Origin of the sequence: Pseudomonas sp. LLC-1 (assembly GCF_002992185.1) — a bacterium.
Classification (GTDB): domain Bacteria; phylum Pseudomonadota; class Gammaproteobacteria; order Pseudomonadales; family Pseudomonadaceae; genus Aquipseudomonas; species Aquipseudomonas monteilii.
Window position 1 is genome coordinate 1 of record NZ_LUVY01000008.1, and the last position, 21971, is coordinate 21971.

At 63.0% G+C, this 21971-nt stretch carries 18 protein-coding genes; 9 read left to right on the top strand and 9 right to left on the bottom strand.

The features are described 5' to 3' along the window. Positions 1-71: 71 nt before the first annotated feature. Positions 72-863 (bottom strand): type I methionyl aminopeptidase, encoded by a 792-nt coding sequence (gene map, locus A0O30_RS06500; RefSeq protein WP_105945940.1) that lies wholly within the window; start codon positions 861-863, stop codon positions 72-74. Between the two features lie 321 nt (positions 864-1184). Here map and A0O30_RS06505 point away from each other — a divergent pair, with 321 nt between their 5' ends. From A0O30_RS06505 to pcaQ, 4 genes are all read left to right on the top strand, one after another. Next, a complete protein-coding gene (locus A0O30_RS06505) occupies positions 1185-5201 on the top strand; it encodes a bifunctional nitrate reductase/sulfite reductase flavoprotein subunit alpha (RefSeq protein WP_105945941.1) in 4017 nt (1338 codons plus the stop codon). 306 nt (positions 5202-5507) lie between these two features. Continuing rightward, entirely contained in the window at positions 5508-8060 is a 2553-nt protein-coding gene (gene nirB / locus A0O30_RS06510; protein ID WP_105945942.1) for a nitrite reductase large subunit NirB, read from the top strand. Then, positions 8060-8422: a nitrite reductase small subunit NirD gene (gene nirD, locus A0O30_RS06515; protein WP_105945943.1), complete on the top strand. Its 363-nt coding sequence runs from the start codon at positions 8060-8062 to the stop codon at positions 8420-8422. The genes nirB and nirD overlap by 1 nt, the downstream gene beginning before the upstream one ends. 156 nt (positions 8423-8578) lie before the next feature. Continuing rightward, a complete protein-coding gene (gene pcaQ, locus A0O30_RS06520; protein ID WP_105945944.1) occupies positions 8579-9511 on the top strand; it encodes a pca operon transcription factor PcaQ in 933 nt (310 codons plus the stop codon). 7 nt (positions 9512-9518) lie between these two features. On the opposite strand, the gene A0O30_RS06525 is transcribed toward pcaQ, so the two are convergent. Continuing rightward, complete coding sequence (locus A0O30_RS06525; RefSeq protein WP_256589622.1) at positions 9519-10808, bottom strand: delta-60 repeat domain-containing protein; 1290 nt, start codon at positions 10806-10808, stop codon at positions 9519-9521. 327 nt (positions 10809-11135) lie between these two features. Between A0O30_RS06525 and A0O30_RS06530 the strand changes: the two genes are divergently transcribed. The 4 genes from A0O30_RS06530 to A0O30_RS06545 all read left to right on the top strand — a co-directional run bounded on the left by A0O30_RS06530 (position 11136) and on the right by A0O30_RS06545 (position 13450). Continuing rightward, the gene (locus A0O30_RS06530) at positions 11136-11912 is read left to right on the top strand and encodes an FKBP-type peptidyl-prolyl cis-trans isomerase (RefSeq protein ID WP_019097094.1); all 777 of its coding nucleotides are present in this window, start codon (positions 11136-11138) and stop codon (positions 11910-11912) included. Positions 11913-12200: 288 nt separating this feature from the next. Beyond that, positions 12201-12641 carry a YkvA family protein gene (locus A0O30_RS06535; protein WP_104834133.1) on the top strand — a complete coding sequence of 147 codons (441 nt, stop codon included), beginning with the start codon at positions 12201-12203 and terminating at the stop codon, positions 12639-12641. Positions 12642-12752: 111 nt separating this feature from the next. After that, positions 12753-13085: a helix-turn-helix transcriptional regulator gene (locus A0O30_RS06540; protein ID WP_016715512.1), complete on the top strand. Its 333-nt coding sequence runs from the start codon at positions 12753-12755 to the stop codon at positions 13083-13085. Further along, positions 13082-13450 carry a hypothetical protein gene (locus A0O30_RS06545; RefSeq protein ID WP_016501064.1) on the top strand — a complete coding sequence of 123 codons (369 nt, stop codon included), beginning with the start codon at positions 13082-13084 and terminating at the stop codon, positions 13448-13450. The genes A0O30_RS06540 and A0O30_RS06545 overlap by 4 nt, the downstream gene beginning before the upstream one ends. A 61-nt stretch (positions 13451-13511) precedes the next feature. Here A0O30_RS06545 and A0O30_RS06550 read toward each other — a convergent pair whose 3' ends face one another. After that, positions 13512-14471, bottom strand: coding sequence for an EAL domain-containing protein (locus tag A0O30_RS06550; protein WP_105945945.1), 960 nt, complete (start codon positions 14469-14471; stop codon positions 13512-13514). 118 nt (positions 14472-14589) lie between these two features. Next, positions 14590-16671, bottom strand: a complete 2082-nt coding sequence (locus tag A0O30_RS06555) for a carboxy terminal-processing peptidase (protein ID WP_177410256.1) — start codon at positions 16669-16671, stop codon at positions 14590-14592. A 139-nt stretch (positions 16672-16810) separates the two neighbouring features. Between A0O30_RS06555 and A0O30_RS06560 the strand changes: the two genes are divergently transcribed. Beyond that, the gene (locus tag A0O30_RS06560; protein ID WP_105945947.1) at positions 16811-17773 is read left to right on the top strand and encodes an NAD(P)H-quinone oxidoreductase; all 963 of its coding nucleotides are present in this window, start codon (positions 16811-16813) and stop codon (positions 17771-17773) included. A 121-nt stretch (positions 17774-17894) separates the two neighbouring features. Here the strand turns inward: A0O30_RS06560 and A0O30_RS06565 are convergent, their stop codons facing one another. Genes A0O30_RS06565 through A0O30_RS06585 form a run of 5 tightly spaced genes read right to left on the bottom strand, consistent with a single transcriptional unit; the run spans position 17895 to position 21971 of the window. Further along, positions 17895-18548, bottom strand: a complete 654-nt coding sequence (locus A0O30_RS06565) for an HAD family phosphatase (protein WP_105945948.1) — start codon at positions 18546-18548, stop codon at positions 17895-17897. A 14-nt stretch (positions 18549-18562) separates the two neighbouring features. Beyond that, positions 18563-19552: an ABC transporter ATP-binding protein gene (locus tag A0O30_RS06570; RefSeq protein ID WP_105945949.1), complete on the bottom strand. Its 990-nt coding sequence runs from the start codon at positions 19550-19552 to the stop codon at positions 18563-18565. A 1-nt stretch (position 19553) separates the two neighbouring features. Then, positions 19554-20348 carry an ABC transporter permease gene (locus A0O30_RS06575; RefSeq protein ID WP_105945950.1) on the bottom strand — a complete coding sequence of 265 codons (795 nt, stop codon included), beginning with the start codon at positions 20346-20348 and terminating at the stop codon, positions 19554-19556. Further along, positions 20338-21168 carry an ABC transporter permease subunit gene (locus A0O30_RS06580; RefSeq protein ID WP_105945951.1) on the bottom strand — a complete coding sequence of 277 codons (831 nt, stop codon included), beginning with the start codon at positions 21166-21168 and terminating at the stop codon, positions 20338-20340. Before A0O30_RS06580 ends, A0O30_RS06575 begins: the two co-directional genes overlap by 11 nt. Next, complete coding sequence (locus tag A0O30_RS06585; protein WP_027609476.1) at positions 21165-21971, bottom strand: alkaline phosphatase family protein; 807 nt, start codon at positions 21969-21971, stop codon at positions 21165-21167. The genes A0O30_RS06580 and A0O30_RS06585 overlap by 4 nt, the downstream gene beginning before the upstream one ends.

Sequence of the window (21971 nt, forward strand, 5' to 3'; positions counted from 1 at the left end):
CCTACTGAACACCCGGAAGTAACAAAGAAAGCGACCTTAGGGTCGCTTTTTTTGTGCCTGAATTTCAGGTGTCAGTGTTCTTCTTCCCGCAGCGTCAGCACCTCAAACCCTTCCTCAGTCACCGCTACCGTATGCTCCCACTGGGCCGACAGGCAGTGGTCTCGGGTAATCACCGTCCAGCCATCCTTCAACGTGCGCGTCCCACGCCCACCCTGATTGATCATCGGCTCGATGGTAAACACCATTCCCGGCTTGAGCTTCATACCCATGCCACGCTGGCCGATGTGCAGCACTTCCGGCGCTTCATGCATCTGCTGGCCAATGCCGTGCCCGCAGTATTCGCGCACCACGCTGTAGCCCGCTGCTTCGGCATGGGCCTGGATGGCATGGCCGATATCGCCGAGCGTGGCCCCGGGGCGTACCTGTTCGATGCCTTTCCACAGCGCATCGTAGGTAGTGTCGACCAGGCGCCGGGCTTCGTCGCTGATTTTCCCGATGCAGTACATCTTCGATGAGTCGGCGATGTAGCCGCCTTGCTCCAGGGTGATGTCGACGTTGACGATCGAGCCTTCCTTCAACACTTCATCGACCTTGGGTATGCCGTGGCACACCACGTGATCCACCGAGGTATTGAGTGAGTAGGGGAAGCCGTACTGGCCCTTGCTCGCAGGCCGCGCCTTGAGCGTATCGACGATGAACGCCTCGGCGCGGTCGTTGATTTGCATCGTCGTGATGCCAGGGCGGATGAAACTGTCGAGGTCGGCGAACACCTGGGCCAGCAGTTGGCCGGCGCGGCGCATCAGGTCGAGTTGGGCGGGGGTCTTGAGGATCACCTGGGACATGGGGGGAGGGCGGTTGCTCATGCTGGAATGTGCCCCAGCATAGCGCCACGGGACCTCGTGTTGCCACCGCGTGGTGCGAAACCTGTGCCGGCCTTTTCGCGGGCACGCCCGCTCCCGCAGGTACGGCGCCGCCCTCAGGCCTTGCGATATCCCTGTGGGAGCGGGCGTGCCCGCGAAAGGGCCGGTACAGCTGGCCCATTAATTGCTGACTTACTCTTCATTCAGGGCTATCAACGTCGACAGCCCACAAAACCTCACGACAAAGGCGCCGTGTTGCCCCTCGCTTGCATCAGCAAGCCGGGGCAGCCGGCGCCTTTTTGCGTTCCCCACAGGAGCCCGCCCATGGCCAACAGCGAAGTACGCAGCGTCTGCCCCTATTGCGGCGTCGGCTGTGGCATCGTCATGAGCGTTGCCGACGGCAAGGTCAGCAAGGTCAGCGGCGACAAGCAGCATCCCAGCAACTTCGGCCGCCTGTGCACCAAAGGCCTCACTGCGCACCTGCCGCTGACCGCTGCCGGGCGTATGGAAGACGCCTATGTACGCCAGCAGCGTAACCAGCAGCCGGTACGCACCGGTATCGATCAGGCCATCGCCGAAACAGCCGCACGCCTGCGCGGCATCATCGACCAGCACGGCCCCGACGCCGTGGCGCTGTATGTGTCCGGGCAGATGTCGCTGGAAGCCCAGTACCTGGCAAACAAACTGGCCAAGGGCTTTATCCGCACCCGCCACATCGAGTCCAACTCGCGCCTGTGCATGGCCAGCGCCGGCAGTGGCTACAAGCTGTCGCTTGGCGCCGATGGCCCACCCGGCAGCTACCAGGATTTCGAGCACGCCGACGTATTCCTGGTGATTGGCGCCAACATGGCTGACTGCCACCCGATCCTGTTCCTGCGTTTGCTCGACCGGATCAAGGCCGGTGCGAAGCTGATTGTGGTCGACCCTCGGCGCAGCGCCACCGCCGACAAGGCCGACCTGTTCCTGCAGGTACGCCCCGGCAGCGACATGGCCTTGCTCAACGGCTTGCTGCACCTGCTACACCGCAACGGCCATACCAACCCTGACTTCATTGCCTGCCACACCGAAGGCTGGGATGAACTGCCAGCCTTTCTCGACGACTACCGCCCCGAGCGCGTGGCTGCCATCACCGGGCTGGCCGAGGCCGACATCATCAAGGCCGCCGAATGGATCGGCGGTGCCGGCAACTGGATGAGCTGCTGGACCATGGGCCTGAACCAGAGCATCCACGGCACCTGGCACACCAATGCGATCTGCAACCTGCACCTGGCCACCGGCGCCATCTGCCGCCCCGGCAGCGGGCCGTTCTCGCTGACCGGTCAGCCCAACGCCATGGGCGGCCGTGAGATGGGCTACATGGGGCCGGGCTTGCCAGGCCAGCGCTCGGCGCTGGCGGAAGACGACCGCGCCTTTGTCGAACAGCAATGGCAACTGGCACCTGGCAGCCTGCGCCGCGAAGGCGGCGAGGGCACGGTGGCGCTGTTCGAACAGATGAAGGCCGGCGAAGTGAAGGCTTGCTGGATCATCTGCAGCAACCCGGTGGCCAGTGTTGCCAACCGCCAGCAAGTGATCGACGGCCTGCATCAGGCCGAGCTGGTGATTACTCAGGACGCTTTCCTCGACACCGAAACCAATCGCTACGCCGACATTCTGCTACCGGCCGCGCTGTGGGCCGAAGGCGAGGGCGTGATGATCAACAGCGAGCGCAACCTTACCCTGATGCCGCGCGCCGTCGAGCCGCCAGGGCAGAGCCTGCCGGACTGGCAGATCATTGCCCGCGTGGCTTGCGCCATGGGTTATGCCGACGCCTTCGATTACGCCGATGCCGAAGCGGTGTACGAGGAAATCCGTCGCTTCCATAACCCTGCCACCGGGTACGACCTGCGCGGTATCGGGTATGCCGAACTGCGTGAGCAACCGCGCCAGTGGCCTTGCGCGCCTGGCCGTGACAGCGACCGCAGCCCGTTGCGCTACCTGAATGACGGCAGCAGCCAGGCGCTGCTGCACGATGCCCAGGGCCAGCGCCCGGCGTTGGCCTTCCCCACCGCCAGTGGCAAAGCCCGTTTCTTCGCCCGGCCTTGGTTGCCGGCACCGGAGTTGCCTAATGACGACTACCCCATGGTGCTGAATACCGGCCGTGTGCAGCACCAGTGGCACACCCTGACCAAGACCGGCAAGGTGCCGGCATTGAACAAGCTCGAGCCCGGCCCTTTCGTCGAAATTCACCCCGAAGATGCCGCCCGGCTGGGCGTTGCCGAGAAAGACCAGGTGGCCATTCGTTCGCGCCGTGGCCAGGCCGTGCTACCCGCACGCGTCAGCGACCGGGTCATGCCAGGTAACTGCTTTGCACCGTTCCACTGGAACGATGTGGTCGGCGAGCAACTGGCAATCAATGCCGTCACCTGCGATGCGGTTGACCCGCTGTCGCTGCAACCCGCGTTCAAACACTGCGCCGTGGCCCTGGAGCGGGTCGCAGGCGAACGCATCGATACCCTTGAACTGAACACTGCCATTGCGGAGCCAGCCCGTATGCCAACTGCCACCCTGTCTCGTCTGCTTGGCCTGGACACCCTGCCAGCCCCGGTGTTGGCAGAAGAAGAGCGCCATTACCTGCAAGGTTTTCTGCTGGGCCTGGACCAAAGCCATGCCGAAGGCGTACCCAGCCTGCCGGCCAGTGCACCGCTGGCCGCCAGCCGTCGGTTGTTCGTCGACGGCTTGCTGGCCGGTCTGTTTGCCCAGCCTGCGGCGTTGTCCGCTGCGGCGTTGCCGGCGCCACCGCATCAAGTGCTGTGGGCCTCGCAGACCGGTAACGGCGAACTGTTGGCCGAGCGCTGTGCTGAACGCTTGCGCGGTGCCGGCCTGGAGGTGCAGCTCAGTTGCATGGAGGCCGTCAGCCCTCGCCAGCTACAAGGCGCCGCCAGCGTGCTGCTGATCGCCAGCACCTTTGGCGATGGCGACGCGCCCGACAGCGCCGGGGCATTCTGGCAGGCCTTGCAGGGCGAGGAGGGCACCCTCTGCGCCGAGCTCCCCTATGCTGTGCTGGCCTTGGGTGACTCAAGTTACGACCAGTTCTGCGGTTTTGGCCGCAAACTCGACCAGCGCCTGGCTGAGCTGGGTGGGCGGCGCTTGTTGCAGCGGGTGGACTGCGAGCCCGACTTTGACGAAGCGTTCGCCGGCTGGCTCGAAGCCTTGCTGCCCTCGCTGGGCACTGCTGCCGCACCACAAACGGTCAATGAGCCTGCGCCGGTCACGATCTATGGCAAGCAGCAACCCTGGGCCGCCGCCCTGGTGGAAAACCGCCTGCTCAATGGGCCCGGTGCAAGCAAGGAAACCCGGCAACTGGTGTTCGACCTGAGCGGCAGCGGCTTCAGCTATGCAGCTGGCGATGCCCTGGGCGTATGGCCGCGCAATTGCCCGACGCTGGTCGATGAACTGCTGGCGCTGACGCAGCTCGATGGCCAGGCCATGGTCGAGTTGAAAGGCCAGCCTGCCATGCCACTGGCTGAAGCCCTGCAAGCGCATCTGGAGATTGCCAAGGTGACCCCGCAACAACTGCAGGCCTTTGCCGGCAGTGCCCCGGACCTGCAGCGCCTGTTACAGCCCGAGTGCAAAGCCGAGCTGCAGGACTGGCTGTGGGGCCGGCAGCTGGTCGATGTGCTGCGTGCCTTCCCCCAGCAACTGCCGCTGGCCAGCTGGCTCGACCTTCTCAAGCCGTTGCAGCCACGGCTTTATTCGATCAGCTCCAGCCCATTGGCGCATCCGGATCAGGTGCACCTGACCGTTTCCACCGTGCGTTATGGCGAGCGTAAAGGCGTGTGTTCCAGCTTTCTGGCCGACCGTGCCCAGGCGCTGAAGGTAGCCATCTTCCCGCAGGTGTCGAAGCACTTCCGGCTGCCCGAGGACGACAGCGTGCCGGTGATCATGGTTGGCCCTGGGACTGGCATTGCACCGTTTCGTGCGTTTCTGGAAGAACGGGAAGCGCGGGGCGCGAAAGGGGGCAACTGGCTGTTCTTTGGCGAGCAGTACGCGGCGACCGATTTCTACTACCAAGACCAGTTGCAGGCTTGGCAGGCAAGCGGCCATCTGCGGCTGGATACCGCGTTTTCCCGTGACCAGGCCGAGAAGATCTATGTGCAGCAGCGCATGCTCGAACAGGGCGCGCAGCTGTGGCAATGGCTGGAGGCGGGGGCGTACTTCTACGTGTGTGGTGATGCCCAGCGCATGGCCAAGGATGTGGATGCGGCGTTGCGTGAAGTCATTGCCGAGCATGGCGGTGTGGATGCGGATGCTTATATGGAGGGCTTGAGCAAGGCCAAGCGGTATCGGCGGGATGTTTACTGAAGTGCTCCAGGATGGGGAGCGTTGCACCTTGAATGTGCATTTGTTGTGCTGGCCCTATCGCCGGCAAGCCAGCTCCCACAGGTTTGTCACTGCCCTTGAAACCTGAGGCGGACCTTGTGGGAGCTGGCTTGCCGGCGATAGGGCCGGAACAGGAAACAGCAATTGGCACACTCCCTGCTTTACCCCAGCTACAACAAAGCCCACTGATCAACGGCGATCAACCCGGGCCCCCTACCGTGATGAATACAGGCAAAGGCGCCTGGAGCTTCGGCTCCAGGCGCTTTTTTTTTGATCGAGGATCGGCTTATGAAGGCAACAGCGAGCAGCGGGCAACGAGAGCGACTGGTCATCGTCGGCAACGGCATGGTCGGCCACCATTGCGTCGAGCAACTGGTCAGCCGCGGCGCCCACGAGCGCTTCGAACTGCACGTGTTCGGCGAAGAGCGCCAACGCGCCTACGACCGCGTACACCTGTCCGAATACTTCGGCGGCAGCTGTGCCGAAACCCTGGCCCTGTGCGAGCATGATTTCTACACCGCCAACGGCGTGCACCTGCACCTTGGCGAATGCGTGCTGGAAATCGACCGCGAACGCTGCGAAGTGGTTACCGCCGAAGGCCGGTACGGCTACGACCAACTGGTACTGGCCACCGGTTCGTACCCCTTCGTACCGCCGATCGAAGGCTCCAGCGGCAACGCCCGCCTGGTCTACCGCACCCTCGACGACCTCGATGGTATCCGGGCTGCCGCTGCCAGTGCCCGCCGTGGCGTGGTGGTTGGTGGTGGACTGCTTGGCCTGGAAGCCGCCAACGCGCTCAAATCGTTGGGCCTGGAAGCCCACGTGGTTGAGTTTGCCCCACGCTTGATGCCGGTGCAGCTGGACGGCGAGGGCGGTGCCGCGCTCAAGGCACAGATCGAAGCGCTGGGCGTGGGCGTGCACCTGTCCCGCGCCACCCAGTCGATCAGCGATGGTGAAGCCTATCGCTACCGTATGAACTTCGAGGGTGGCGAGCACCTGGAAACCGACCTGATCGTGTTCTCTGCCGGTATTCGTCCGCAGGATGCCCTGGGCCGTGCCAGTGGCCTGGACATCGCCGCGCGTGGCGGGGTGGTGATCGACAACCACTGCCGCAGCAGCGACCCGCGCATCTTTGCCATCGGCGAGTGCGCCTCGTGGAACGGCAGCGTGTTCGGCCTGGTCGCCCCAGGCTACAGCATGGCACGCAACCTGGCAGCGTTGCTGATGGGGGAAGCAGCGGTCGCGTTCACCGGTGCCGACATGTCGACCAAGCTCAAGCTGCTGGGCGTGGATGTCGGCTCGATCGGTGATGCCCACGGCGCCACACCAGGTGCGCGCAGCTACCGCTTCATCGACGAAGCCAACAGTGCCTACCGCCGGCTGGTGGTGGATGCCAGCGGCAAGCATGTGCTGGGTGCGGTGCTGGTGGGCGACAACAGCTACTACGATACCTTGCTGCAGTATGCCCAGAACGGCATCGCCCTGCCGGCCGACCCGGCCGCGCTGATTCTGCCGCAAGGCGGTGGCGCGCCGGCCTTGGGCGCCGATGCACTGCCGGACAGCGCGACCATTTGCTCCTGCCACAACGTCAGCAAGGGGGCGGTGTGCGCCGCCATCGACAGCGGCTGCAGCGACCTTGCCGCAGTCAAGGGGTGCACCAAGGCTGCCACGGGCTGCGGGGGTTGTGCCGCCTTGCTCAAGCAGGTGTTCGAGCATGAACTGACGGCCCGTGGCGTCGCGGTGGACAAGAGCCTGTGCGAGCACTTCGCCTACACCCGCCAGGAGCTGTACGGGCTGGTGCGGGTGGAGGGCATCCGCACCTTCAGCGAACTGCTCGAACGCCATGGCAAGGGCCATGTGGGGTGCGACATCTGCAAGCCGGCAGTGGGCAATATCCTCGCTTCGTGCTGGAACCAGCCGATCATGGACCCGGCGCTGGTGCCACTGCAGGACACCAACGACACCTTCATGGCCAACATGCAGAAGAACGGCACCTACTCGGTAGTGCCGCGCATCCCCGGTGGTGAAATCACCCCTGACAAGCTCATCGTCATTGGCCAGGTGGCCAAGAAGTACGACCTGTACACCAAGATCACCGGCGGCCAGCGCATCGACCTGTTCGGCGCCCAGCTGCACGAACTGCCGCTGATCTGGGGAGAATTGATCGAGGCCGGCTTCGAAACCGGCCACGCCTATGGCAAGTCGACCCGCACGGTGAAGTCGTGCGTCGGCAGCACCTGGTGCCGCTACGGTGTGCAGGACAGTGTCGGTATGGCCCTGCGCCTGGAAGACCGCTACAAGGGGTTGCGCAGCCCGCACAAACTCAAGTTCGCGGTATCGGGCTGCACCCGCGAATGCGCCGAGGCGCAAAGCAAGGACATCGGCGTGATCGCCACCGACAAAGGCTGGAACCTGTACGTGTGCGGCAACGGCGGCATGCGCCCACGGCATGCCGAGCTGTTCGCCACCGACCTGGACGACGAAACCCTGGTACGCCTGATCGACCGCGTGCTGATGTTCTACATCCGCACGGCCGACAAGCTGCAGCGCACTTCGGTGTGGCGCGAGAACCTGGAGGGCGGGCTTGATTACCTGAAACAGGTGATCATCGATGACAGCCTGGGCCTGGCCGGCGAGCTTGAAGCGCAGATGCAGCATGTGGTGGACCAGTACGAATGCGAATGGGCCAACGCCCTCAACGACCCGGAAAAGCTCAAGCGCTTCCGCACCTTCGTCAACGACCGGCGCGCCGATCCGGACGTGCACTTCGTGCGTGAACGCGAACAACGCCGGCCCGCTGCGCCGCTGCACCTGATCCCCACTGTAGAGGAGGCTGTCTGATGAACCTGTCCAATGCTGTTGTGCAAACCCGGGAGAACTGGCAAGCGGTGTGCCACGCGCAAGACCTGGTCGCCGACTCCGGGGTGGTGGTGTGGCTCGACGGGGCCCAGGTGGCGTTGTTTTACCTGCCGGGGCAGGCCCAGCCGCTGTACGCGGTGGACAACCGCGACCCGCGCTCCGGCGCCAATATCATTGGCCGTGGGCTGGTGGGCAGTGTGCAGGGCGAGCTGGTGGTGGCGGCGCCGCTGTACAAACAGCATTTCAGCCTACAGAGCGGGGTGTGCCTGGAGGATGCGGGGCAGCAACTGCGGGTGTGGCCGGTACGGTTGAATGGTGAGGCTGTGGAATTGGCTGTGCTCTGATGTTCATCGGCTGCCTGTGCTGGCCCTTTCGCGGGTAAACCCGCTCCCACAGGTACTGTGCTGCTTTGAAACTGTGGATATCCCTGTGGGAGCGGGTTTACCCGCGAAGAGGCCGGCACAGGTCATCTGCATGCGGCAATGCGTTAAGCTTGCCGCATGAACCTCGACACCCGCATCAAATACCGCCACCTGCTGTGCTTTCTGGAGATTGCCCGGCAGGGCAGCCTGGCCAGGGCTGCCGACGTGCTCGCCATCAGCCAGCCGGCCATTTCCAAAACCCTCAAGGAACTTGAAGACCTGCTGGAAACGCGCCTGTTTGCGCGCAGCCGACAGGGTGTCGAACTGACCCCGGCCGGCACGCGCTTCATGCGGTATGCCGGGCCCAGTGTGCAGGCCCTGCGCGATGGCGTCAGCAGCCTGCGTGGTGAGGCGCGGGCGCCGTCGCAGGTGCGCATCGGCGTGCTGTCGACGGTCGAGGGCCTGCTTATGCCCGAGGTGCTGTGCCGCCTGCACCAGCGCCATGAAGCGCTGGTGATCAGTGTAGTCACCGGGGTCAGCGCTCAGCTGCTTGGCCAACTGCGCCTGGGCGAGCTGGAACTGGTGGTCGGGCGCATGACCGACAGCCCGCAGATCCAGGGCCTGTCGTTCGAGCACCTGTACAGCGAGTCGATGAGCCTGGTGGTACGCCCGGGCCATCCGCTGCTGGCCGGCACACCCGTCGAGCGGGCCCAGGTGGGGCGTTATCCGCTGGTGTTGCCGCCAGCGGGCACCACCATCCGCCAGCATGCCGACAGCCTGTTCGTGCAATGCGGCATCCAGATGCCGGCGCAGCGCCTGGAAACCCTGTCGCTGGCGTTGAGCCGGCGCTACCTGCTGGGCAGCGATGGGCTGTGGGTAGCGCCACGCGATGCGGTGTTGCTCGACCTGCGCCGTGGCGAGCTGGTCGAGCTAGACCTGGGCGTGCGTGAACCAGGTGGCTCGGTGGGCATTTGTCGCAATGCCGCCTTGCCGCAGAGCCTGCCGGGGCAGTGGGTGTGCGAGGTGCTGCGTGAGGTGGCGGGGCAATACCGCGAGGGTAACTACCCCTGAGTATCTCTTAACCCAATGCCAAGGCGAGCACTACAGCAGCCACCTGATTTTGCGCTGTGACATTCACATCGCCACAAACCAGCAGGCGTTTACTGGCGGGAACGAAGGCGATCGATGAGTTGCCATCCATGTAAAAACCAGGGTTCGGTGGGGTAGCCCCAAACGAACCATGTCCCCAAGGCGAAACGAACGTAGTGTCGAGTGTGCCATCGGCCAGGTAGCGGACCGCCCGGTTATGGTTATAGAAGCTGCCTACCCCCACCAGGCGCCCTTCGTGCTCGATCATGTGGTGCCACATCCCGGCGTTGGCGTCGAAGCGGACAGGTATCCCCTTGTTGAATACCTGGTCGGGCGCTCCGTTGCTGGTCAACCGGATAATCTCTGGCTGCACGCTTTCATCCGCGAGCATATGCCCTCCGCATAGCGTGACCAGTGACGACACATTGCTGCACGACAGGCCCCGATAGAAGGTGGCGTTTTCTGATTTGAAATGGCCACCTTCGCCAAAGGAAGTGTCCAGTTGGCCTCTACTGTTGATGGCGCTCAAGACCGAAAACATGTCGGCGCCTTCGCCTCTCAAACTCAGCAACAGGATGCGATCGCTTTCAGCATGCTTTGTAGCGATAAGGCTGGTTATGCCGGCACCGTACCCAGGTAAGTGCGATTCAAGGTCTAGCACCCCCCCATTACCGAAGTTCGGGTTCAGGGCGCCGTCCGCTGACAGGGCGACGAGGACGGCCTTGAATCCGGGCGTGTGGCAGGCAATGACGTAGCCATCAGAGAGTGTGGCGGCGAAGAGAAACGTCAGCCGCTCGGCGGTCAGTTGGTCGCTATCGACAAATCCAGTGCTGGCGAAACCCTTGTCTAGCTCTCCTGTGTTCTTGAATCTCCAGAGCCGGTTGGCGGCTTCGGACACTCCACCCAGGCAGAGCAGGTTGCCCTCGTGATCTTCCATGAGGCTGGAGGGCGTAAAGGTCTTGTCCTCGCCCATGAGCGATCCAAAGTCGACAGTGAAGCTGTGATCTCGCTTGCCGTCGCCATCCAGCAGCCAGACGGCGCTGTTGAACACCTGGGTTTCTTTATGCGATTGAAGTGCGCACGCATAGTAGCGGTCTTGTCGAACGTGGCTTTTCAGGATGTCAGTGCACACGCCAGTTGATTTAGTCTCCTGTTCCAGCAGGTAGGCGTAGCCGTCTTTACCGAAGCTCTGGTCTATAGGGGCACCACTAAGTGCTTTCAATGAGTTGCGCTCAGGCGTGGATTGTTGAAGAAGAGATGAGATGGTTGGTCGTGTCATTGGGGTTAACCTCTGGCTGGTCACGATTTGTGACTACCCGCACTATTGAAAGCGCAGACCCTCATCCGATCTACTGGCATAAATGACAGGTCTCTTGCCCCCGGGAATGGAGGGCAGCGCGACAAAAAATTGCGGCAAACCCCAGGCGATTTGTGCGCCAAGCGTCAATACTGGCCAGTGGCTGCATTGACTTGGATGAATAAGCGTTTAACTACTGAACTTCCTTACCAAAACCCGCTCCTATGCCGGTAGCCATTGGTCATGGCCGCCTGCTAAGCTCGCGGCTTTACCCTGATTGCCCTTATGGCGCATGAACAAGGAAATAGCATGAAACAGCATCGTTTGGCGGCTGCGGTTGCCCTGGTAGGCTTGGTACTGGCTGGCTGCGACCAACAAGCTAGCAGCCCCGAGCTGAAGACTCCGGCAGAGAAAGCCTCCTACGGTATCGGCCTGAACATGGGCAAGAGCCTGGCTCAGGAAGGCATGGAAGACCTTGATTCGAAAGCAGTGGCACTCGGTATCGAAGACGCCGTTGGCAAGAAAGAACAGCGCATCAAGGATGAAGAGCTGGTAGAAGCCTTCACCGCGTTGCAGAAGCGCGCCGAAGAACGCCTGGCCAAGGCCAGCGAAGAAGCGGCCTCTGCTGGCAAGAAGTTCCTCGAAGAAAACGCCAAGAAACCAGGCGTGGTCACTACCGCCTCGGGCCTGCAGTACGAAGTGGTCAAGAAGGCCGACGGCCCTCAGCCCAAGCCTACTGACGTGGTTACCGTCCACTACGAAGGCAAGCTGATCGATGGCAAGGTGTTCGACAGCTCCGTCGAGCGCGGCAGCCCGATCGACCTGCCCGTCAGCGGCGTGATCCCGGGTTGGGTCGAAGGCCTGCAACTGATGCACGTTGGCGAGAAGTACAAGCTGTTCATCCCGGCTGAACTGGCCTACGGTGCACAAAGCCCAAGCCCGCTGATCCCGGCCAACTCGGTACTGGTGTTCGATCTGGAACTGATCGCCATCAAGGACCCGGCCCAGCTGCAAGGCGCCGAGCCGGAAGCCGAGGCCCCGGCCGAAGCTCCTGCAGAAGCGCCCGCTGAAGCACCCGCCAAGTAATACTGGCAGGTTCTTGCAAAACGCCCCGTCCTGACGGGGCGTTTTCGTTTACGACGATTGGACGAACCTGTAACTGCTGATACTGTCCGAGGAAATGCAGCTTGTTGCTGTAGGATGTTTCTGGCGCAAATCGTTTGCGGCCAGCTACCCACGTATTGAAACGGCTGTGTAAAAAACGCCCGATCTGACCGGGGCCCTTGCCTGGCAGGCACCCGGGGTCAGAAACGTGGCCCTGTTCACAAGGTTATCCACAATAAATGTGGATAACCTGTTCCGCGTGGAGGCTCCATGAGCGCACCTTGGAATTTCGCCCGTTTCCTGCCCTTGGCCGAGCGCTTGCTCAGCCGTGGCCGGTTGCCGGCCCTGCTGTTCGCCGTGGCCCGCAAAGGCCCGCGCATCGGCCAGTTGCGCGAGGACGTGAAACTGCTTCAGTCGCTGTGCCTGGCATGGTGGCGCGGCGAATACCGTGCCATCAGCCCCAAGGCCCTGGTCACCATCGTGGCCGGCCTGCTGTATTTTGTCAGCCCTATCGATGCCATCCCCGACTGGCTGCTGGGCGTGGGCTTCCTTGATGACATTGCAGTGTTGGGCTGGGTATTGAAGACCGTGGCCGATGAGCTGGCGCGCTTCCGGGCCTGGCGCGACAGCCAGGCACCCGAGCGGCTGCGTGTGGTCGAGCGCCTGCCCGCAAGCCCCGAAGCGCTGCGCCTGGAGCGCAATACGCAGTGAAAAACGCCTGAACTGCACCTCAACCGGACAGACCCCGGAGTTGGTAATATAATTGGCATAAGGGTTATGCCTACGGATTACATGCTGTAATCCTTTTTAAAGGGGTTTGTAATGGGTATTCAGGTCATCAGCCGGGACGGTCAACCCGAGTACGCAGTCGTTCCCTGGGAGCAGTACCAGGCGCTGCTCAAGGCCGCAGGGCAGGCACCTGCCGAGGCCGTTGTCAGCGAACAGGCCGCCGCCGTTGCGCCGTTGCCGGCGTTCAGTGAAGTTGCACAGATTCGCCAGGCCAAGGGCATCGCCCCTGAGCAGCTGGCGCGCAATGTCGGGGTAAGCCCGGCTTACCTGGCCATGATCGAATCAGGCGAGCGCCAGCCGGATGCAGCCATCCGCCGCGCCTTGGCCTGGCACCTGGGGGTGGCTGGCTGGAGCGAGCCATCATGAGCCAGGTCAGGATCAGCCGTCAGCACTGGGACAACCTGCTGGGCGAGCTTGACCTGGCCCGCCGTCAACGTCACTTGCTGACCTACCGAGCGCTGATCGAGCGCTTGCAACTGCCCAGCCCGGCCATGCAGACGCTGACCGCCGCGCTGGAATACCTGGCAGTGCTGGATGCCCGTGCCGAGCAGCCGCTGCGCAGCTCGCTGGTGATCAGCCAAGGCGCCAGCCGCTTGCCGCGTACCGGCTTTTTTGAATGTGTCGAACGGCTGGGGCGGTTTGCCGGGCCGGTCGATGGCATGGAGGCCGCTTCCTGGCATGCATCCGAAGTGGTTCGGGTGTTTGAGTACAGCTACCCCGAAACAGCCTGATTGGTTGCCTGCTCGGGCCCTATCGCCGGCAAGCCAGCTCCCACAAGGTGCGGCACCCGGCTCAAGGCCTGTGGTGAATCTGTGGGAGCTGGCTTGCCGGCGATAGGGCCAGAACAGGCAAAGAATGCCTGTGGATCAACCCACAAGGCCTGCCATCTGCATCCACCACCTCCAACGCCTCCAGATGCTGATGCCGCCCAAACAGCTCCAGCAACTGCCCGATGGTGGCATTCAACCGCACTGTCGGTTGCTCGGCCTGCGGCATGCTCGTCAGCACCGGTAGCTCGCGCACCCCCAACTCCTGCGGCCGCCCCAGCAGGTACCCCTGCACAAGGTCTACGCCCATCTCCCTCAGCACCGCCAGTTCCTCCGCAAGCTCAATCCCTTCGGCAATCACCTGCGCCTTCGACGCCCGGGCAATCTGCAGGATCGAGCCAACGAACTCGCGCTTGAGCGGGTCGCGGTGGATACCGTCGATGAAGTGCCGGTCGATCTTCACGTACTCAGGGCGCAGCTCCGACCACAGCCGCAGGCTGGAATAGCCCGCCCCCAGGTCGTCGATGGCAATCGAAAAGCCCATGTCGCGGTAATGGTGCAGGGCATTGGACAAGAGCTGGAAGTCGTCGGTGGGGGTGTGTTCGGTCAGCTCGATCACTACCCGGCTGGGCGGCAGACCGACCTGCTCCAGCAGTTTCAGGGTCAGGCCGGACGGGTAGTGTGGCTCCAGCAGCGATTCTGGCGAGATGTTGAGAAACAGCTTGCCCTGCAATTGCTGCTCGCTGAAGCGCCGGCAGGCGCTTTCCCGGCAGACGGCTTCCAGTTCGGTCAGGCGGCCAGCCTGGCGGGCGATGGTAAATAGGTTCAACGGCGCGTGCAGCGGGCTGTTGGACGGGCCGCGGCTCAGCGCTTCATGGCCGAACACCCGCTGTTCGCTCAGGCACATGATCGGCTGGAACAGGCTGTGAATACTGCGTTGAGCCAGGATGGCACTCAAGGCACTGAGCTGTTCGGCAACGGTCATGACGTATTCCTGAAAATGAAAGGGCCGGGCATCTGCATGCCCGGCCCTCGTATTTCACGACAGCGCGATGACTGTTTGATGACAGGTCACATTATTCTGCCATCATCGTTGCAACGCCTTACTTCTTGGCCACCTTGGTGCTGGCACTGAGGTAGTCGATCAGGATGCGACCGGTTTCCGACAGGTAGGCGTCGTCTTCCGGCTTGGTGTTTTCATCCTCGGTCGGCAGCGCGTCCTCGTCTTCTTTCTTCAGCTCTTTGAGCGGCTCTTCACCCTTGGCCTTGCGGCGGATGTTTTCCAGTGCCAGCTGCTTGGCCTCGATGTCATCGTGGCGCGCACGGCGCTCCTGCTCGTTGAGGCTGACGGTTTTTTCGTTCATCAGCTTCTGGGTCAGGGCCAGGCGGTCGCGGATGTAGGTGAACTCGGCATCCTTGTCGCTGCGCGCTTCATGCTGCGCCTTGAGCTGGGCCAGGAACGGCTTGAACGGGTCGGCCGCAGGCTTGACCACCGGGCGGATGGTGTCCCACGGCATGGCCTCGGGCAGGGCGCTCTCGCCGATTTCCTTGGTGTCGATGATCGACGGGTAGTCGATGTCCGGCAGCACGCCCTGGTGCTGGGTGCTCTGCCCGGAAACCCGGTAGAACTTGGCCAGGGTCAGCTTCAGCTCGCCATGGTTGAGCGGCTGGATGGTCTGCACGGTGCCTTTGCCGAAGGTCTGGCCGCCGATGATCAGCGCGCGGTGGTAGTCCTGCATGGCACCGGCGAAAATCTCCGAAGCCGAGGCAGACAGACGGTTCACCAGCAACGCCAGCGGGCCTTTGTAGAAGGCGCCCGGGTTTTCGTCTTCCAGCACGTCGACGCGGCCGTCGCTGTTGCGCACCAGCACGGTCGGGCCTTTTTCGATGAACAGGCTGGTCAGCTCGGTGGCTTCCTGCAGCGAGCCGCCACCGTTGTTGCGCAGGTCGATGACCACGCCGTCGACTTTCTCTTTCTGCAGTTCGGTGAGCAGCTTCTTCACGTCACGCGTGGTGCTCTTGTACTCAGGGTCACCGGCGCGGTAGGCCTTGAAGTCCAGGTAGAAGGCCGGGATCTCGATGATGCCCAGCTTGTAGTCACGCCCGTCCTGCTTCAGCTTGAGCACCGACTTTTTGGCTGCCTGCTCTTCAAGCTTCACCGCTTCACGGGTGATCGACACGATCTTGCTGGTCTGGTCGCTAGGTGCATTGCTGGCGGGGATGATCTCCAGGCGCACCACCGAGCCTTTCGGGCCACGGATCAGCTTGACCACTTCGTCCAGGCGCCAGCCGACCACGTCGACCATTTCCTTGTTGCCCTGGGCCACGCCGATGATCTTGTCGGCCGGGGCCACCTGCTTGGTCTTGGCTGCCGGGCCTGCCGGCACCAGGCGCACGATCTTGACCTGGTCGTTGTCGCTTTGCAGCACCGCACCGATGCCTTCGAGCGACAGGCTCATGTTGATGTCGAAGTTTTCGGCGTTGTCCGGCGACAGGTAGTTGGTGTGCGGGTCGTAGGACTGGGCGAAGGTGTTGATGTAGGCCTGGAAGATATCCTCGGCACGGGTCTGGTCCAGGCGCGCCAGCTGGTTCTTGTAGCGCTTGGTCAGGGTTTCCTGGATCTGCTTGGGTTCCTTGCCGGCGATCTTCTGGCGCAGCACCTCATCTTTGACGCGTTTGCGCCACAGGTCGTCGAGCTCGGCCTGGTCCTTCATCCACGGTGCGTCCTTGCGGTCGATCAGCAAGGTTTCCTTGGTGGTGAAGTCGATCTTGTCCACGCCTTTATTCAGCTCGGCCAGGGCGAAGTCCAGGCGTTGCTTGACGCGGTCGAGGTAGCGTTTGTAGATGGTGAAGCCCGGGTCCAGGTTACCGCTCTTGAGGAAATCGTCGAATTGCGTTTTCCACTTGTCGAACTCGGCAATGTCGGCGGCGGTGAAGTAGCTGCGCGCCGGGTCCAGCAGCTTGATGTAGCTGTCGTAGATGATGACCGAACGGGCATCGTCCAGCGGCGGCTTGCTGTAGTGGTGGCGCTTGAGCAATTCCACCACGTTGAGGCTGGCGACGATCTCGTCGCGGTCCGGCTGCAGGCTGTCCCATTTGTTGGCGGCCGCCGCATTGCCGCCGAGCGTGAGGCTGCCAAGGCCGATCATGACGGCGAGGGCGGTGCTTGGTAGGAAATGCTTCATGCTGATTCGACGTGGAGGCAATTGATCACGCATAGTAGGCCGTCTTTTCCGTTGCCGGTTCCATGGAGCCGGGCAAATACTGCAAAAAGCCTGAGGTAAGCAACCCCAGGCCCAGTCATGATTCAACTATGGAGGCACTGTGAAGGCATTGCAAGGCGTTGACGGACATGTGGAGTGGGTCGAGGCCGAACGCCCGGCCTGTGACGCGGGCCAAGTGCGCATTCGCGTGGCTGCTGCGGGCCTGAACCGCGCCGATCTGCTGCAGATGAAAGGTTTGTACCCGCCACCGCCAGGTGCCAGCCCGTACATGGGCCTGGAGTGTGCCGGGGTGATTGAAGAAGTGGGCGCCGGTGCCGACTGGCGCGTGGGCGACCGTGTGTGCGCGCTGTTGGCCAGCGGCGCCATGGCTGAGGAAGTGGTGGTCGATGCGCGTCACGTGCTGCCTGTGCCCGAGGGCCTGAGCCTGCATGAAGCCGCAGCGTTGCCAGAGGTGTATGCCACCGCCTGGTTGAACATCTTCCAGCTCGGCGCTGTGAAGGCTGGCGAGAAAGTGCTGGTGCATGCGGGCGCCAGTGGCGTTGGCTCGGCCGCCATCCAGCTGTGCAAGGCGTTTGGCAGCCCGGTGTGGGTCAGTGTCGGTTCGCAGGACCGCCTGGCTTATTGCGAAGCGCTGGGCGCGACAGGGGGCGTGGTACGTAACGAGAACCTGGACGCGCTGGAAGGTTTCGGCCCGTTCGACGTGATTCTCGACCCGGTGGGTGCCAGCTACGGCGAACTCAACCTCAAGCTGCTGGCCCGCGACGGGCGCTGGGTGATCATCGGCCTGATGGGCGGGCGCAAGTTCGAGCTGGACCTGGCGCTGGTGCTGGGCAAGCGCCTGGAGATTACCGGCTCCACGCTGCGCAACCGCGATGACGGCTTCAAGGCCGAGCTGCTGCGTGAGTTGCAACAGCAGGTGTGGCCGTTGTTTGCCGAAGGGCGCTTGTCGCCGCAACTGGTCGATACCTACCCGGTCGAGTTTGCCCAGGCGGCGTATGCCGAGCTGGAAAGCAACCAGGTGTCGGGCAAGCTGGTGATGATCATAGACCCGAGCCTGGCATAAGCAGGCCCGGCCCTATCGCCGGCAAGCCAGCTCCCACAGGTTCACCACAGAGTTGTAGGCCTGTGACGTACCTGTGGGAGCTGGCTTGCCGGCGATAGGGCCGGAACAGGCGTTGTAAATCTCAGGACCAGCTCAAAATCGGCCAGCCATTGATCTGGGCATGCTCCCGCAACACCGCATCCGGGTTCACCACATGCGGATGGTCCACCTTCAGCAATAGCGGCAGATCGTTGCGCGAATCGGAATAGAAACTCGCCCCCTCCAGGTTCTCCTGCTCCTGATCCAGCCACTCCAGCAACCGGGTGATCTTGCCTTCACGATACGTCAGCACCCCATGGGTCTTGCCGGTGTACACCCCGTTCACCGCCTCCAGCTCGATCGCCAAGTACTCGTCCACCCCCAGGCGCGCCGCAATCGGCCCGACCAGGTGCGTACCCGAAGCGGAAATGATCAGGATGCGGTCCCCGCGCTTGCGGTGTTCGGCAATGCAGCGGCAGGCGTCGCCATAGATGATCGGCTCGATCACCTCTTCAACCCACGGTTCTACCAGATGCTCGACTTCTTCCAGGGTACGCCCGGCCATCGGTTCCAGGCTGAAGGCCATGTAGTCCTCCATCTGCAGGTGGCCCTTGCCATAGGCTTCCATCAGTTCACGATCGCGGCGCAGGAAGTCCTTGCCGTCGACCCAGCCCAGCCGGGCCATCTGCTCGCTCCACAGCGACGCGCAGTCGCCGTGGATCAGGGTTTCGTCCAGATCGAAAATTGCCAGTGCCATTGTGTTGAATCTCCTTAGGCCACTTCCCGCAGCGCCGTGGGGTCGATCGACAAGCTTACCCGTTTTCCATCCGCGTGCAGGTCGGCAGGCGAGCGGTTGAGCACGTCGACCACCAGCTCCACGTCGCGCACTTGCACGCGGTAGCGGATCACGTTGCCCAGCAAGCTGTGGCTGCGTACCTGGGCGTCCAGTTCGCCGTGTATGCCCAGAGTGATCGACTCCGGGCGGATCGCCAGGCGGCTGACCACCGGGCGTTGCAGCAGGCGGCTGGCGCTGTCGGCGTCGAGCAGGTTGTAGTTGCCGATGAAGCCGGCGGCAAACAGGTCTACCGGCGCGGTATAGAGGGTTTCGGCATCGCCGCTCTGGACGATGCGTCCCTGGTTCATCAGGAATATGCGGTCGGACATCGTCAGCGCTTCTTCCTGGTCGTGGGTGACGAAAATGGTGGTCAGCCCCAGCTCGCGCTGGATGGCCCGAATCTGCTCGCGCAGGTGCTTGCGAATACGTGCATCCAGTGCCGACAGCGGCTCGTCGAGCAGCAGCAGGCGAGGGCGAGTGACCAGCGAACGGGCTAGGGCCACGCGCTGGCACTGGCCGCCAGACAACTGGTGCGGGTAACGCCCGGCAAAGCTGCCCAGCTCCACCAGGTCCAGCGCCTCGCGCACCCGTACCTGGCTTTCGTCGGCCTTGACCTTCTGCATGCGCAGGCCAAAGGCTACGTTCTGCTCCACAGTCATGTTGGGGAACAGTGCGTAGCTCTGGAACACCATGCCGATGCCACGCTTTTGCGGGCTTACGGGCACGATGTCGTGGCCGTCGAGCAGGATCTGCCCGCTGTCCACCGGGGTCAGCCCGGCAATGCAGCGCAGCAAGGTGGACTTGCCGCAACCGGACGGGCCCAGCAGGGTGACGAACTCGCCGCGTTCGATTTGGCAGTCGATGTTCTCGAACACCGGGCTGCCGGCGTAGCTCTTTTGCAGTTTCTGTACGCTGACGAAGCTCATGTCAGGTCTTGTCCTTGTTCAGGCGGTTGGCGACCCAGGTCAGTACCAGCACGAAGGCGAAGTAGGAGATCACCAGCGCGCTGTTGAAATGGCCGCTGCTGTTGCGCATGTTGTTCAGGTACACCTGCAGGGTCTCGTAACGGGTGCCGACCAGCAGGTTGGCGAACACGAACTCGCCAAACAGGAACGAAAACGACAGCAGCAACGCCACCATCAGGCCCTTGCGCAGGTTCGGCAGCACCACCAGCAGCGCGGCCTGCCAGGTGCTGGCGCCCAGCAGTTGGGCAGCGTCCATCAGGTCGCGCAGGTTGATGGCTTGCAGGTTGTTGGTGATGGCCCGGTACATGAACGGCAGGGCGATGGTGAAGTAGCCGCCGATCAGGATCCACGGCGTGCCGACCATGGCCATCGGCCCGCTGCCGTACAGCTGCAACAGCCCCACCGACGACACCACCGGCGGCACCGCGAAGGGCAGCAGGATGAGGATGTTCATCAGCGCGTCCAGCCTGGGGAAGTGGTAGTGCACCACGAACAGCAGCGGCAGAATCAGCACCACCGACAGCAGCAGTGCGCCCACGCACACCAGCAACGACTGGCCGAAGGCGGCCAGGAAGCGTGGCTCGCTCCACAGCGCCGCATACCATTTCAGGGTCAGGCCGCTGGGCAGCAGGCTGGCCGACCAGCTGGTGGCCAGCGAGTAGAGCAGGGTGCCGGCCAGTGGCAGCAGCAGGATCAGGAACAGCAGGTAGACCACGGCGCGGTGGTACCAGCCGCCGGAACGGGCGTCAGCGCGCATGGTAGCTCCTCTTCAACAGCCATTGGTGCACCACCGTGACCAGCGTCATCAACCCCACCAGCACCATCGCAAGGGCGCTGGCCAGGTTCGGGTCGAGGCTGATGTCGCCAGCCACCAGGCCGGCGATGCGGATCGGCAGTACGTTGAAATTGCCGGTGGTCAGCGCGTACACGGTGGCATAGGCACCGAGCGCGTTGGCCAGCAGGATGACGAAGGTGCCCAGCAGTGCCGGAGTGAGTACTGGTAGACCAATGTGCCGCCAGAACTGCCAGTGGCTGGCGCCCAGCAGCGCGGCCGACTCGCGCCAGTCTTCACGCAGGGCGTCGAAGGCGGGGTACAGCAGCAACACACCCAGCGGGATCTGGAAGTAGGTGTACACCAGGATCAGCCCGCTTTTGGAGTAGATACTGAAGTCTTCCAGCAGGCCGATCTGCTTCAGCAGCAGGGTCAGCGCGCCGTTGAAACCGAGCAGGATGATGAAGGCGAACGCCAGCGGCACCCCGGCAAAGTTACTGGTCATGTTGGCGAAGGCGCTGACGAAATCGCGCAGTTTCGAGTCCACCTGGCGCAGCGAGTAGGCGCCGAGGGTGGCGATGACGATGCCGAACAGGCTCGACCAGAAGCTGATTTCCAGGCTGCGTTGCAGCGCTTGCAAATAGAACTTCGAGGTGAATACCTTGCTGAAGTTGTCCACGCCCCAGCCCGCCTCCGATTGCAGGCTGTTGATCGCCACCCAGGCCAGCGGGGCGACCTGGAAGATGACGAAGAACACGGCGAACGGCAGCAGGCAGAGCAGGGCCAGATAGCGGCCACGGTTCACTTGAGCAACTCCCGGCACACCGTTTTGTCGTGCGCGGCACCCAGCAGTTCACAGATGGTCCCGCACAGCTCGGTCTGCAGCGGCTTGGCTGCCGGATCCAGGCTGAAGGCGTCGCCGAAGACGAACAGCGGCACTTCGCGCTCTTCGGTCAGCAGCCCATTGTGCGAGCGGTCGTTGTTCATGCCATGGTCGGCGGTGACCAGCACCTGGTAACCCTCTTCCAGCCAGCCTGGCAGGTAGTCGGCCAGCAGGATGTCGGCACTGCGTGCGGCGTTGCGGTACTGGCTGCTGTCCAGGCCGTGGCGGTGGCCGACGTCGTCGATGCTCATCGGGTGCACCAACAGGAAGTTGGGTGCGTGGCGGCGGCGCAGGTACTCACCGTCGGCCAGCAGGTGCGAATCGGGGTAGCGGTCGTCCCAGTAGAACAACCCATGCTGGATCGGCAGCTTCGGCGCGTGGGTGTGGCGGTCGCGCTGCGGGTCGAACGGTGAGCGGTTATACAGCTCGCTCATCCAGTGATAGGCCGCTGCTGCGGTGCCCAGGTTGGCCTCGCGGGCGTAGTGGAACACACTGCGCTGGTTGGACAGGCGGTTGACGTTGTTGTGCACGATGCCGCTGTCGATGGGTGGCACGCCGGTGAGGATGCACTCGTACAGCGGCCGCGACAGCGACGGCAGTTCGCATTCCACGCGGTACAGCGCGGCGCGGTCGGCCTCGACGTAGGCGTGCAGGTGGCCCATGGCGTGGTGGGCGACCTGGTAGTTGAGGCCGTCGAGCAGGACCAGGATGACGTTGTGTTGCAT